11 protein-coding genes are annotated in these 14,321 nt (G+C 49.7%); 6 read left to right on the forward strand and 5 right to left on the reverse strand.

Features of this window, described 5'->3' with window-relative positions:
* The first annotated feature begins 77 nt into the window (after positions 1–77).
* From wecC to ABJU74_RS11245, 3 genes are all read left to right on the forward strand, one after another.
* Positions 78–1,376, forward strand: coding sequence for a UDP-N-acetyl-D-mannosamine dehydrogenase (wecC, locus tag ABJU74_RS11235; RefSeq protein ID WP_348384303.1), 1,299 nt, complete (start codon positions 78–80; stop codon positions 1,374–1,376).
* A 393-nt stretch (positions 1,377–1,769) separates the two neighbouring features.
* Positions 1,770–3,329: a hypothetical protein gene (locus ABJU74_RS11240; RefSeq protein ID WP_348384304.1), complete on the forward strand. Its 1,560-nt coding sequence runs from the start codon at positions 1,770–1,772 to the stop codon at positions 3,327–3,329.
* Positions 3,313–4,794 (forward strand): bifunctional UDP-2,4-diacetamido-2,4,6-trideoxy-beta-L-altropyranose hydrolase/GNAT family N-acetyltransferase, encoded by a 1,482-nt coding sequence (locus tag ABJU74_RS11245; protein WP_348384305.1) that lies wholly within the window; start codon positions 3,313–3,315, stop codon positions 4,792–4,794. The genes ABJU74_RS11240 and ABJU74_RS11245 overlap by 17 nt, the downstream gene beginning before the upstream one ends.
* A 19-nt stretch (positions 4,795–4,813) precedes the next feature.
* On the opposite strand, the gene ABJU74_RS11250 is transcribed toward ABJU74_RS11245, so the two are convergent.
* The 4 genes from ABJU74_RS11250 to ABJU74_RS11265 are packed head-to-tail and all read right to left on the reverse strand — an operon-like array spanning position 4,814 to position 9,022.
* Positions 4,814–5,512: a glycosyltransferase family protein gene (locus ABJU74_RS11250; protein WP_348422571.1), complete on the reverse strand. Its 699-nt coding sequence runs from the start codon at positions 5,510–5,512 to the stop codon at positions 4,814–4,816.
* Positions 5,505–6,686: a UDP-4-amino-4,6-dideoxy-N-acetyl-beta-L-altrosamine transaminase gene (pseC, locus tag ABJU74_RS11255; RefSeq protein ID WP_348384307.1), complete on the reverse strand. Its 1,182-nt coding sequence runs from the start codon at positions 6,684–6,686 to the stop codon at positions 5,505–5,507. The genes ABJU74_RS11250 and pseC overlap by 8 nt, the downstream gene beginning before the upstream one ends.
* Before the next feature lie 37 nt (positions 6,687–6,723).
* Positions 6,724–7,734, reverse strand: coding sequence for a UDP-N-acetylglucosamine 4,6-dehydratase (inverting) (gene pseB / locus ABJU74_RS11260; protein WP_348384308.1), 1,011 nt, complete (start codon positions 7,732–7,734; stop codon positions 6,724–6,726).
* A complete protein-coding gene (locus ABJU74_RS11265; RefSeq protein ID WP_348384309.1) occupies positions 7,727–9,022 on the reverse strand; it encodes an oligosaccharide flippase family protein in 1,296 nt (431 codons plus the stop codon). The genes pseB and ABJU74_RS11265 overlap by 8 nt, the downstream gene beginning before the upstream one ends.
* Before the next feature lie 143 nt (positions 9,023–9,165).
* Here ABJU74_RS11265 and ABJU74_RS11270 point away from each other — a divergent pair, with 143 nt between their 5' ends.
* The gene (locus ABJU74_RS11270; protein ID WP_348384310.1) at positions 9,166–10,608 is read left to right on the forward strand and encodes a hypothetical protein; all 1,443 of its coding nucleotides are present in this window, start codon (positions 9,166–9,168) and stop codon (positions 10,606–10,608) included.
* Here the strand turns inward: ABJU74_RS11270 and pseI are convergent.
* On the reverse strand, positions 10,583–11,635 hold the full coding sequence (pseI, locus tag ABJU74_RS11275; protein WP_348384311.1) for a pseudaminic acid synthase: 1,053 nt from the start codon (positions 11,633–11,635) through the stop codon (positions 10,583–10,585). The genes ABJU74_RS11270 and pseI overlap by 26 nt on opposite strands.
* A gap of 249 nt (positions 11,636–11,884) precedes the next feature.
* On the opposite strand from pseI, the gene ABJU74_RS11280 reads away from it, so the two are divergent.
* Entirely contained in the window at positions 11,885–12,763 is an 879-nt protein-coding gene (locus ABJU74_RS11280; protein WP_348384312.1) for a CoA ester lyase, read from the forward strand.
* 96 nt (positions 12,764–12,859) lie between these two features.
* Positions 12,860–14,314: a coniferyl aldehyde dehydrogenase gene (locus ABJU74_RS11285; RefSeq protein WP_348384313.1), complete on the forward strand. Its 1,455-nt coding sequence runs from the start codon at positions 12,860–12,862 to the stop codon at positions 14,312–14,314.
* Positions 14,315–14,321: the final 7 nt, after the last annotated feature.

The raw sequence follows: 14,321 nt of genomic DNA on the forward strand, positions 1-14,321 counted from the left end.
GAAATATTTACGATGTTGGCTTATCCCTATCGACGATTATCAGCGTCAAAATTGACGCGCCTAGGAGATTTTGCGCGATGTTATCCGACGACAAGCCTTCGGTATGTGTATTGGGATTGGGATATATTGGCCTTCCTACCGCTGCGGTTATCGCACGCTCAGGAAGCAATGTCCTTGGCGTAGACGTAAACGCCCCTGTAGTTGATACCATCAACAGCGGCAAAATTCACATCGAGGAAGTTGATCTTGATGGCTTGGTCCAGGGTGTGGTGGCCAGGGGCACTTTGCGCGCTTCGTTACAAGTGGAAACGGCCGACGTTTTTGTTATTGCAGTGCCGACGCCTTTTGGTGACGATCATGTGCCGGATACAAGCTATGTCATGGAAGCCGCAACTAATGTTGCCGCCGCGCTCAAAGCCGGCGACACTATTATTTTAGAATCCACCTCTCCGGTTGGTACGACTGAGAAAATGAGAGATTTAGTCGCGAAACTGCGTCCAGACCTAAAAATACCCGGACTGACGGATGATATTCCCGATATTGCAATTGCCTATTGTCCAGAACGGGTGCTGCCGGGGAAAATACTGGAGGAGTTGACCAATAACGACCGTTGTATCGGCGGCATTACTCCTCGTTGCGCTCGAAAAGCGCTCGGCTTTTACCGACGATTTGTTCGCGGCGAATGTGTTACAACAACCGCGCGGGCAGCAGAAATGACCAAATTGGTAGAAAATAGCTACCGCGATGTAAATATCGCCTTTGCTAACGAGTTATCCATAGTATCCGATGAAATTGATCTAGACGTCTGGGAAGTCATTCGTTTGGCCAACCGTCATCCGCGGGTGAACATATTGCAACCTGGCCCGGGAGTTGGTGGTCATTGTATTGCGGTAGATCCTTGGTTTATCATTCACGGCGCGCCAGAGCATACGCCCCTCATCCGCGTTGCAAGGGAAGTTAATGAGGGGAAAACCGGTCATGTGCTCGAACAAGCTTCGCTCATGATAGACGGGCTACCGGGTGCGACAATTGCCTGTTTCGGCCTGGCTTTCAAAGCCAATATCGACGATTTTCGTGAAAGCCCTGCCTTGAAAATTGCGGCAAAACTGGCCCGTCGCTATGGTAGCCGGGTCAAGATTGTAGAGCCCTATGCCGATATTTTACCGGCCGCATTTGAAGGGACTGGCGCTGAATTGATCGATATCGATCAAGCATTGGAAAGCTGCCATGTCATGATAACTCTTACCGATCACGATATGTTCAAGTCGATCCCGCTCGATGAACGAGCCGGCAAAGTGGTTTATGACACACGCGGTATTTGGCCCGATCAACCTGATAATTTAAAGGCTGCAAGCGATATCCGCCTCGTCAGCTAGAAAATGGTCATGGTCCGCTCAAATTCGAATGGTGCCTAAAATGCGGAAGCCCGTTTCACTTTTGAGCCAAGTACTCACATCAAGCCATTCCATATGGGTCGCTTGGAGAATTGGTCTATAACCGTCAATGAACAACTGACTGTTTTTTGAGACCAAACCTATCAGAGATATTCTAATGCGGGTCAGCGCGGGGATAGAAATAAGCAAGATAGCATAGTCGTAGTTCGTTCATGATTTGTCGGCTTGCCAAACGCGATCTATTTGGTTCCAAATTCAGTGCCAATTGTTAACGGATAGGGAGTTGCAGAGAAAGCCAAGTGTTTATGGCCCTTGGCAATTTGTATCCGGCAGCGTATCTCGCGCAAACACCATGCCTTCTTTGTGAGCCAAATTATGATGAATGACGGAAAGACGCCGTTGCCACAGCAAAGCGAAGGAAAAATAGAGACATTTGGATCGCCAACTCAACTGCAGGTTTTTGCTGCAGTTGCGATATTCACCTTTATTGGGACCTTGCTCTTTTACGGATTCATCTATTCCCTGCACCAAGATCTGGCTGGAGGAACCTTGTCAGGACGATTGGCTGTCACGCTTGGCGAGGCTTTTAGCGACTACAGCGTATATTTCCCGGCTGTCGAGAAATTCTGGTTCTCTACAGCCGCGCATCTGAGCAAATTATCGGGGTTACGACTTGATCTCACCGTGGTTGTAATGACGAATTTGATGGCATTATTTGGTGTGGGTCTCGCTTGTTATGTCCGGCGCATAACAGTCGGTTGCTCAACGTTGTTCCTTATTACATCAGCGTCTATTTTGATCATCTTGCCCATCATCTTCAAAAATGTCTTCGGACTACGCGAACATTTGGTTGTGCTCGGGCTCTGGCCTTATCTAGTCCTTCGTTTTTCTGACCCCGAAATGACAATCGTCAGCCCGCGGTTACGAATAATTATTGGTCTGTGGATGGGCATGACATTGTTGTTCAAATATCTCTACAGCATCGTGGTAATCTTGGTTGAATGTACAGATGCTCTGATCCAGCGCAAACTTCTCTTGCTGTTTCGCGCTGAAAATATCCTGGCTGGTCTGATTGTTTTTCTATACTTGTTCATCTGGCTTGGTCTGGACCCCGCCCAGCGCGAAGTGATCGGTATAATGTTAAACTCGATTGATGCCAATCTGGCTAGCCCCACCAAGAATTTGTTTAAGCTGGTCGAACACATAATTCCTGCTGTCTTTCTGTTCGTGGCTTCATTTTATTGTCGCGTTCCAAAACGGTTGTTCGCACTCGCCGTTGCAGTAGCGGCCGCAACGCTGTTTGCCGCTTGGTCACAAGAGCGATGGTATTCCCACCATTTGTTCCCCATCACGATGGCTTATATTATGTGGTGGTGGATCTCGGCCAAGCAATTCCGATGGTATATCAACTTGGTTTTAGCGCTGATCATAGTGATGCCCATTGGCAATCAATTGCTAAAAACGCGGAAATATCAAAAGCAAAATGCCGAGTTAGTGCGGGTACTTGATGAGAAAGAACTGTCTGTAGCCGGTAAACGCGTGGCTATCCTGACCATGCATCCTTCACCCTATAATCAATATCTTGCTTCCCATGACGCGCTGCGCTGGAACCCGATGATGAACAATGCTTATGTGAGCTCTGAGTTGAAGCCATTTGATAAAAAGGGAGTCACTGGAACACCGCCGCCGATCGTTCTTGATAGCTCAGGAAGCAAGATGTTGCATGATCAGATGCTGCGATTGTGGGAAGATATGCCGCCAGACGTGCTGATTCTGGATCATTCCGACAGTTGGCCTTTGGACCATATCGAGGTAGATTGGCTGCACATATTCTCAAAAGACAATCGCTTTCAGGCATTTATTAGCAATTACCGCCCGATATTGACGCATGAAGGACCTCATATCACGTTTACCTATTATGTTCGCGCCCATTAAAATCGCTATTCGCGCCGATAGCGGTCCTGCGATCGGGACGGGCCATTTTGCACGTGTTGCAGCCGTTGCGGATATATTATTGTCCCGCGATGACTTAGAGATTGCGCTGGTGACGCAAGAGGAAGGTATTGAGCTTGCAGCAGAATATTTTCCGGATGATACACGCATCATTTCAATAGATCCGGATGATCTGGGCCCTGATGGCGCAATGCGAGCGTTGGCCGCTCAAGAATGGACACCGGATGTGATCATCTTGGACCAATATGGCTGGTTAGCAGAGTGGGAGTTATTGGCCGCAGGTAGGAACATACCGCTGCTCATATTTGATGATTTTGATTTGGCGAGGCGGGCGGATATTATGGTTCGTCCGCACGGTGGCCCCAAATCCCAAGGAAAAGCCATCAGTCTTCGTGGCCCAGCCTATTTACCGCTTTCGCGTTTCGTTGCGGCGTTGGCAAAAAAAGAAGCCCCGGACGCGCAAGAGCGCCTCAAACTGAACATATGCTTTGGTGGCAGTGATCCAACCGGCGAAACAGCAAAAGCGCTGCAAGCGGCTGCCGGCTTAGAGGAATTGGATGTCGATGTTGTGATCGGTCCAAGCGCGCGGATCGATCCTACGTTGATTGATGCAGCCGAACAAATGCGACATGTCACATTGCACTCGGCCCCCAATCAGGAAGAGCTGGCCGAACTGATATTTGAGGCAGATCTGGCTCTTGGCGCAGGAGGGGTGATGTTATGGGAGCGGCTTTGCCTCCGCGTCCCTTCGCTGGTGATTGCAATCGCCGAGAACCAACAGGCGCAAATCGATATGATGGTTGCCCGAGGCGCGATCCGTTTTCTCGGAAACCATGAACAAGTAACACCGGAAAAAATCACCCAAGCCATCAAGCAACTGGCTTCTGACGAAACCCGTCGCCAGGCGATGGTAAAAATCGGTCAAGAACTGGTTGATGGCCGCGGCGCGATGCGCCTCGCTTCATGGACATATGCCGCGACTCTTAGCAATCGCGACATTACATCGAACGATGCCGTCAACTTGTTCAATTGGCGCACCGATGATCGGAACTGGGAGCATAATTTTGAATCGACCGAAAAACCAGAATTAGAAGATCACCTGGCTTGGGTCAGCAGAAAATTAGCAGATCCTAATTGTGTTTTTCAATTGGTCATGCGCGGAAGCGAACCATTGGGCGTTGTGCGTTTCGACATCGATGTCCGAGCTGCTTCAGCGTATCTTTCCATCTATCTTGTGCCCAAGTGGCATGGACGGAAAATGGGTTTGCCGGTATATCTCGCCGCCGAACGCGCGCTCCGCCTCTCGCATCCAGATATCAAAAAGATTATCAGCAGAGTCCATAACACGAACAAGGCCTCGGAACGATTGCACCGCGATGCGGGTTTCAAAATTTCTGTTTCACAAGACCAAAGAGACTGGCTTGATACTTCGAAGCACTTGGATTGAGTCTTAGATCCGTTCAGGACTAGCTCGAGGCCTGCTCACCAAAATAGTCTGCTGTTATTCCGATAACATCTGTATTCGGATCAGTTAGTTCGGGATGCGCGCCAATCAGCGTGATCAATCGGTCATAGTCTTCAGCAGTGTCCAACGTGATCCGTAAATGCGCCAAGGGACGATCGCAACGATGACCGGCAAGCCGAAAGCGATCCGGATTCCGATAGAAATGCGCAGTTACATGCTCGCGATCATAAGGATCTGTCGCATTTTCAGCGATATCCAGCAAACTATCGGCGCGCATGACCTCACAATCCAATCCAACGGGAAACGACCGATCGGGCCAGTTGGTCGACATATAATCCACAATTGACGGATCAAATGCTGCCAGCATTTCATCCAGGATGCGCGGAGAGAATAACGGGCAATCGCTGGTCACTCTGATGATAATCTCAGCGTCTGAGGCGCGGGTGGCCATGGCGTAGCGCGACAAAACATCGGTCTCGGACCCTCGAACGCACATCCAACCACGCGCTGCGCTGTGATCCGCGATCGTGTTGTCCGCTGGCAAATCTGAGGTCGCAACAATCACATCATCCACTCGGCTCGCCGCCTTGACCCGGGTGACCACATGGTCGAGCACGGGTTGCCCGGCAAGTGTCTTGAGAACTTTGCCCGGTAGGCGTGACGAACCCATGCGCGCCTGTACAATAGCGACGCTACGCAAGTGCAAGCCCGTCGGTGATCACAGCAGCCACGAAATCCTGGTCTGCATCGGTCAGCAAAGGATAAAGCGGCAAGCTTAGACAGCTATCATAATATGCCTCAGCTTGCGGGAAATCGCCGGATGAGAATCCCAAATTGCGATAATAAGGCTGCGTATGAATAGGGATATAATGGACATGTGCCTCAATCCCGCGCTCGCGTAGCTTGTCAAATAGCGCCTTGCGGGAAACATTGGTATAACGGCGATCAAGACGAACGACATAAAGATGCCAGGACGACTTGTCCGTTTCTAACGGCAAATGCAGTGGCAGGTCTGATAGCAATTCACCATAACGCCGGGCACGATCCCGCCGCGCTGCCATAAGCGTATTGATCTTCCTCAATTGACTGAGGCCGAGCGCTGCCTGAAAATCGGAAATGCGGTAATTAAATCCAAGCTCATGCTGCTCATAATACCAACCGCCATCATCCGACCGGGCGTCGGAGATAAAAGCGGGGTCTTTTGTAACACCATGGCTTCGCAGCATCGCCAGCTTACGGGCCAATTCCTCGGAATCGGTCGTGATCATACCGCCCTCTCCCGTTGTAATCGACTTGAGAGGGTGAAAACTGAACGTGGCCGCAGCACTCTGGGGATGGCTGCCCACCATCCGGCCGGGTTGATCCTCATAAGCGGCGCCAAACGCATGAGCGGCATCTTCAACCAATGCGACACCATGTTCTTCGCATAGCGCTGCGATACGGTCAAAACCGTGAGTATGCCCGGCAAAATGAACGGCAATCAGAATATCGGGTTTACGTCCAGCGACCGATGCTTCGTTCAATTTTTCCGCGAGCGCGTCGGGATCGATTGCACCAGTCTGCGGATCAATGTCTACAAAGCCTATATCTGCACCCAGATATCGTCCGGCATTTGCTGATGCAACGAAGCTATTGGGCGAGGTCCAAAGAAGGTCGCCAGCACCCAGTCCAAGGGCTATGCAAACGAGGTGCAAAGCTGCTGTGCCATTCGACACGGCGACAGCATGCTCAGCGCCAACACAGGCCGACGCAGCGTCCTCAAAAGCACGCGTCTGTGGACCTTGTGTCAAAAAATCAGATCGCAGGCATTCGGCGACCGCCGCGATGTCATCTTCATCGATTGTCTGGCAACTATAGGGGATGCGGCTTCGCATGCGTCCTCCAAATATAAAATCAGGCAAACAGGATAGATCAGGCGTTAAACGGCATTGCACCTTCAATCATTTCACGCAACTCGGCTGCCGAGAGATAATGATCATTATGGAAGGAATCATAACTGAAATCACCTTCGACCAATTTACCCTTTTCTCCGTTGGCCGCCGTTAAATAATCAACATCAATGCGGTTGAATTTGAAGGAAGGCTTAATGACATAATGCTTGTCATATTCCACCGTTTGCCAAGCTGTGTCTGGAAGGCACAAAACTTCATGCAATTTTTCACCGGGACGGATACCCACCACCTTTTGCGGCATATCGGGCGCAATCGCCTCTGCCATAGTACCGATAGTGGCAGAAGGAATTCGCGGTATAAACGTTTCCCCGCCCCACATGCGAGCAGCGCAATCGACAACAAATTCAACGCTTTGCTGCAACGTTAGCAAGAAACGGGTCATTGCGAGATCGGTAATGGGAAATTCCGTCGCGCCTTCGGCCAACAGTTTTTGGAATAACGGTATCACCGAGCCACGAGACCCAATAACATTACCGTAACGCACAACAGACAGTCGCGTATCTCTGCTGCCGGCGGTGTTATTGGCTGAAATCGCTATTTTTTCAGCTGTCAATTTTGTCGCGCCATAAAGATTTACGGGGGCAGCGGCTTTATCAGTGGAAAGCGCAATCACTTTCTCAACATTGTGAGCCAAGGCCGCTTCGACCACGTTTTCGGTGCCAAGGATATTGGTCTTAATAGCTTCGGCGGGGTTATATTCGAGGGCAGGAACCTGTTTTAAAGCGGCCGCATGCACAACGATATCCACGCCTTCCATCGCTTGCATCATGCGATTGCGGTCACGGATATCACCAAGGAAATAACGCAGCGCAGGATCATCATAATTCTCCTGCATCACCGATTGTTTAAACTCGTCGCGAGAAAAAACAATGACACGGCGCGCATTATATCGCTCAAGGATCGTCTCAATAAAACGGCGCCCGAACGATCCGGTTCCTCCAGTGACGAGAATACTTTTATTATCAAACAACAGATTTAACTCCCTCTTGAGGTTTAATGTGACGCACAATTACGATCATTCCGCTTATCAGGAAAACCGCGCCAAAAGAAACTACTGTGCCGAGCATAATGCCCCGGATACCCATGGTCGGTGCCCATAGAATACTTAACCAAATATTCAAAGCGATAGTCAACATGCTGCAGAGCGACATGACCCTGATATCTTTGTCGAAATGCAGAAACTTCATATTGTGCATAAAGAAACCCTGAAGCACGATAGCGATCATAATATATTGTAAAAGCGGGATCGCACTATGGAATGCCTCGCCCAATAAGATGGGCGCGACAAATAATGAGATAAGATAGAAACATAAGGCTGCGAGTGATGCCAAAAGAAAATACAGCATGGAAACAGACAAGACTTCGCGCAAACCATCAGACGGCGCCGCTTTGAGTTTCCGGAAAAGCCAGGGAGTCCAAGCCAGCACAAAGCTGTGGTTGATGACCCAAAAAGCCGATGCGAATAGCGCGGCCACGCCATACATAGCGCTAGCAGAAACACCAAGATAATGGGCTGCGACCACTTTGTCGGTCATGGCAACAGCCATAATCACCATTCCCGATGGCCAATATACTACACCAAATTTGGCTATGTCGCGGTAAAATGAGCGCCGTGGCATACGAAAGAAAAAGGCAGGCCCATAGTTCAACGCTCGGAGAGAAATAAGAATCGCAGCGGTCATTCCCAAAATTCTGCCGAGGATAACGCCGCGCCAATCCCAACCTCCAAGCAGAAATGCCGAAATCAAAGCAATGCTTAGCACCGCCTGCACGACTTGCGTTGTAAGAAACGCCTTACGACGATTATGAAATTGATGCAGTGCAAGAGCCGTATAGAACACCTCGAAAAGCAATGCTGCAATGACGACAGTGACAAGCCAATTTGCGGGAAATTTCGCCAAGGCGGCCAGAGTATCTCGGAAAATAAAGGTCAATCCGGACACTGCAACCGCCATCATGATCATGACAAAAAGGGCTGTATGCGTGAACTGATCGAGTTGTTTTTGGTCAAAGTCATAGAAACGCATCCGAATGGCGTCCTGCGTGGTCAGACCGACGATCGGGCGCAGGAAGGTCGCATAGGTAATGAATAGGACCCAAATCCCATATTCTGAAGGAGCCAATATGCGCGTAAGAATAGGAGCGAGCAGCAGCGGGACCAAAGCTTCTATGCTATTCGCGATCGCGTAGAAGAGCGATTGCAGTGCCAGAAAGCTTTTTCCGCTCAATTCCGACAATCTTTGTTTGATCTGCTTCATCCCGCTAGTTCGCTCATTTTTGTTGGCCAGGTCCATGGTTAACAGCCCCTAAACGCAATTTGTTAACAATTACCTGCAATATGTCCTTCAGTCCGTAAAACTAAGAATGCGGCGAGACCAACGAAGGAATCTCAGGGGACATTATGGAACGACCGGATATATTTGGTTTGGCGCCGTATGAGACAGCATTTGATGCCGAGATCGAATCAGATGTTACTGATGCGGTTCAGGCGGTAGTGGAGGCCGATTTTGAAGGTGATCCTGAGAAAAAATTCACGGCACCTCGTGATAATTACAACCTCTCCATCGCTCTTGGCATTATCCGCCGGATGGAGACGTCTGCGGCCCGCGGCGCCGTCTTTGCCGAAATAAAGAATAAGAACCCGATCTATCGATTGGTGGATACTCTGTACACTTTAGCGGGTTCACGTTTGGTGCAGCCACTCGTCCTATTCGCTTATATGCTCAAATGCGTGCTCTCAATTGGATCATTCGATTATGAAGATCAAGATTCTGTTGCGATCTCAAATTTTCATAATGAAACGAATGCCATCGCGCGACTAATATCATTGTTACCCGACGCGCATATCATGCAATTATCCTTGAAACGCAGTCATTTATTCCGGCGCGGTCAATTCCGCACCGCGCTGACCATGTTTGGCAGTTTGAGGCGAATATTTCCGTTCTTGTCGCAGCTCGCACGGTCATATGGTTTTATGCCCTCGGCTCGCATCGCCAGCGGACTGGCATTTTACATGCGCTTTTCTCAGTTATTTGCTCAGCATCCAAAGCTGGGAGCGGCCATTGTCGCCAGCAACTATAGCCCAGAAGCATTAGGCATGGCCGCAGCCGCACATGCGATGGATCGCAAGCTGATCTACGTCAATCATGCCCCCGTGCCCGCAAATGGTGCGACAGTGCCACCGGTGCTTGCTGACTGCGCCGTATTTTATGGAGAAGCCATCCAGAAAACCTACAAGAATGCGAGCCGCTGCAACGCGGATGTCGCTTTGATCGGTCAGCCGGGAACCACGCGCCCAATGAAGTGGTGCGACAAAATCAGCAAAGTCGGTATATTTCTGACGGCATTGACCTCTGCCGATGCTGTGGAAAAGCTTGTCGCCGCAATCAACAATAGCAACCTCGATGTAGAGATTTTGATCCGCAATCACCCGGTCGCGCTCTTAAAATCCGACTTTTCAGATCTCTCAGCAAAATATCAAAATGTTGAGATTACGATCGGCACGTCCCTAGACAGCGAGATCGAAGCCTGTGACTTGATTTTCTGCGGCAATAGCGGCGTCGCAATGAATGTACTGCGTGGTGGTCGACCCGTCGCTTATATCGATGCATTAGACCAGCTGAACCACGATTATTGCGGTTTCATCCAGGATGGCCTCGTCTGTGAAGTGAAGAACTGGAGCACCGATCTTTATCCCATGCTGAAGGCCTTCTACACCGGCCCGGCATGGCGCAATGTGATGCAAAGCTATGACGCATCATATAATCGCGATGCCACAGTGCTCAAACAACAGGCCGCCAGGAAAATCGAGCGTTACCTCAGCCCGCGACTAGCGCAAGGCTGAGCGGCGTTCCCCGTTCGATTGTCTTCGCGGCAGTTTTTCCAAGAACTGAAGAAAAATGTTCGGTTTCCAATCCCAATCCGGGCCGGATGCATTTGATGTTATCTCGGGTAAAAGCTTCCCCTTCACCAATATCCGCTACGACATATATTGACCGCCGAAATTGCAAAGACTGGGCTTCGCTATCACTCGCTGCGCCAAATTTTGCTTCGCCAAGAGCGGCCCAAGCATCATTGATCGCATCGACATAGTCTCTTAACCCCTCTGGAGTGACCGAAAATGCGGCGTCGACTGAGGTATCGTCACCTGACAACTTAAAGTGCTTTTCAAAGACGCAAGCCCCCAAAGCCACTGCGGCAATCGCGGCGGTGCTACCAATGGTGTGGTCTGACAAACCTATTTGACAACCAGGGAAAGCCTCTTTCAACGCAGGAATACGACGCAAATTGCTATCTGCAACCGAGGCTGGATAACTGCTGGTGCAGGCGAGCAAACATAGCGGACCGGATTGAGCATTGGTCAAGGTTTGGACGGATTTTTGAATCTCGTCCATTGACGCCAATCCGCATGACACAATTACTGGTTTTTTTGTCTGTGCCACTTTTTCGAGCAACGGAATGAACGTATGCTCAAATGACGCTACTTTGTAACAAGGCGGGTCCAATGTTTCCAGAAAATCTATCGCGGTCTCATCAAAGCCGCTTGAGAAAGCATGAATACCCAACCGCTTGGCTTCTTCAAACAAGGGCTCATGCCAGTCCCACGGCGTATGCGCTTCATCGTACAGATCGTAAAGTGTGCGCCCGTTCCACAAGCTTTCAGCATTTTCGATCCGAAATTCAGGACGGTCGCATTCAATTGTCATGGTGTCGGCAGTATAGGTCTGAAACTTAACGGCGCTCGCACCGGCGTCGGCAGCAGCGGCCACCAAATCCATTGCCTGGCTCAACTTACCACCGTGGTTCGCAGATACTTCTGCAATGATATAAGGCTTTTCGACGGGCGAGATTATGGAATCTGATATTTTCATGGATGGCTTGCCGTCATTGGAAGAAGATTAGGATGTGTTTAAACTAGAAACCCTGCAATTCAATGAAGAAATCGCCCCGCATTTTGGCGGAAAAAAGAGAAGCCGATTAACACTGGTCAACTGAACGCCCCCTAAAACTCGTCTATTTTGATTGTTTCAATGTTTCAAATAATCGGACGATGGCCAATCGCGTGAGCATATTGGATTAGATACTTTTCTGTGGTCCTGCGAGATGATAGGGCTCGGCCTATGACCAATCAAAGCTTCCGTCCGCGCCGCTCGTGTCTTTACATGCCTGCTTCTAATGCGCGGGCTTTAGAAAAGGCAAAAACTTTGCCAGCTGATACGATCATTCTTGATCTGGAAGATGCGGTTGCACCAGATGCCAAAGACGATGCTCGGAAAGCGGCTTACGAAGCGCTTTGTGGCGGCGGCTATGGTCGGCGAGAAATGATAGTTCGGGTTAATGCCAAGGATACACAGTGGTTCCGTTCAGATTTGGAGCAATTGGCGACCAGCGCGGCAGATGCGATATTAGTACCCAAAATCCAAACCGCTGCTGACATTGTCGAAATATCAGATCTGATGGATCAACTGGAGACACCAAAGCATTTGAAATTATGGGCGATGATCGAAATGCCGATCGCGGTACTGAATATTGGCGATATCGCTCGCGTGGCACCGTCTACTCGTCTGGCAACCTTTGTTATGGGCTTTAACGATCTCGCCAAAGAAATGCGGGCGGAACAGGATCGAGCGCTGTTCACCCCGGCTATGGCGCAAACCATTATGGCCGGTAGAGCCTTTGGCGTGAACATACTCGACAGTGTTTATAATGATTTTAAGGACCCGGTCGGTTTTGAACAGGAATGCGAGCAAGCCAAGATTTTTGGCTTTGATGGCAAGACCCTGATCCATCCTGCCCAAATCGATATTGCAAACCGCATATTTGCTCCCAGCGAAGATCAAATTCGGCAGGCCAAGGCCATTATTGACGCGTTTAACGATCCCGCCAATGCCGGACAAGGCGTGATTACCGTCAACGGTAAAATGACGGAAAGACTGCATTTGCAGCAGGCCGAACAGACAATGTCTATGGCTGAGGCCATTGCCGCCGCGGCCTCCTAAACGGTTGCATCTCGACAAACAGCAAAATTATAGTTTAAGTGGTTAATTGAAACCAACTGAAAAGGGCGCGGTTAAGCGTTTGGCAGGAGAAGAATAATGGAAGCATTGGAAGCGGCAGCTGGCGAAGTCAGCAAAGAAGAAATCATGGCTGCGTTTCAGGCGCAACGCGACGCCTTTCATGCCGAACTGCCGGTTAGCTATGAAAGCCGCATGGATCGGATAAATCGAACTGCCCAATTGGTCATCGAAAATAAAGATGCATTATGCGAAGCAGTGTCCAATGATTTTGGTCATCGCAGCAGCGTTCAAACGGTAATGACCGACCTTATGTCTGTTGTTGGCCATGCCAAGGATCACAAGAAAAACCTGCGCAAGTGGATGCGGCCTGAAAAACGCAAAATGGACTTTCCATTGGGATTGTTGGGCGCAAGCGGCGCCGTGGAATATCAACCCAAAGGCGTCGTAGGCGTGATTTCACCTTGGAATTTTCCGATCAACTTAGCTTTTGATCCTGCGATTGGTGCCTTTGGAGCCGGCAATCGAGTCATCATTAAATTTTCTGAATTTTGCCCTGAAACTGGCGAATTGGTCAAAAAATTAGTTGCTCAATATTTTGCTCCGGAAGAAATGACCGTCATTACTGGCGGACCGGAAACCGGAAAAGCCTTTTCCGAAATTCCTTGGGATCACCTCATCTTCACTGGCGGCGGCGGCATTGCAAAACATGTCATGGCCGCTGCGGCGCAAAACCTGACGCCTGTCACACTGGAACTGGGCGGCAAATCACCCACTATCATTGGCCCCGATGCCGATGTTGAAAAAACCACTCAGCGCATTGCAATGGGCAAGATGATGAATGCAGGTCAAATTTGTCTCGCTCCGGACTATCTGATGGTTCCGGCGGACAAGGAAGAAACCGTCGTCAATGGCATCGCATCCAGTGTTGCCGAGCAATATCCAACAATGATCGCCAATGATGATTACACGTCAGTAATCAATGGTAGGCATAAAGAACGGTTGCAGGGTCTGATTGATGACGCGGTTGCAAAAGGTGCAAAACAAACTGTCGTCAATCCGGGTGAGGAAGATTTCTCTAATACCAACAGCAACAAAATGCCGCTGACTGTCCTACAAAATGTGAATGAAGATATGCGGGTCATGCAGGAAGAAATTTTCGGTCCCGTATTGCCGGTTAAGACCTATCAGAACCTCGACGAGGTTGTTGAATATGTGAATGATCATGACCGTCCGCTCGGATTATATTATTTTGGTGAGACGGAATCTGATAAACGCAAAGTGCTCGATCGCACAATTTCAGGCGGTGTTACCGTCAATGACGTTATTTTCCATATTGCCCAGCATGACTTGCCCTTTGGTGGCGTCGGACCTTCGGGCATGGGAGCGTATACTGGACCAGATGGCTTCAAAGAGTTTAGCCACGCCAAGGCCGTATATCGGCAACCGAAGGTGAATATCGCAAAAATTGCTGGATTTCTTCCACCTTATGGCGCGTCCACTGAGAAAACTATGAAGCAGCAGATGAAACTATAGAGCCGAG

The sequence above is a fragment of the Parasphingorhabdus sp. genome, assembly GCF_039982415.1.
Classification (GTDB): Bacteria; Pseudomonadota; Alphaproteobacteria; order Sphingomonadales; family Sphingomonadaceae; genus Parasphingorhabdus.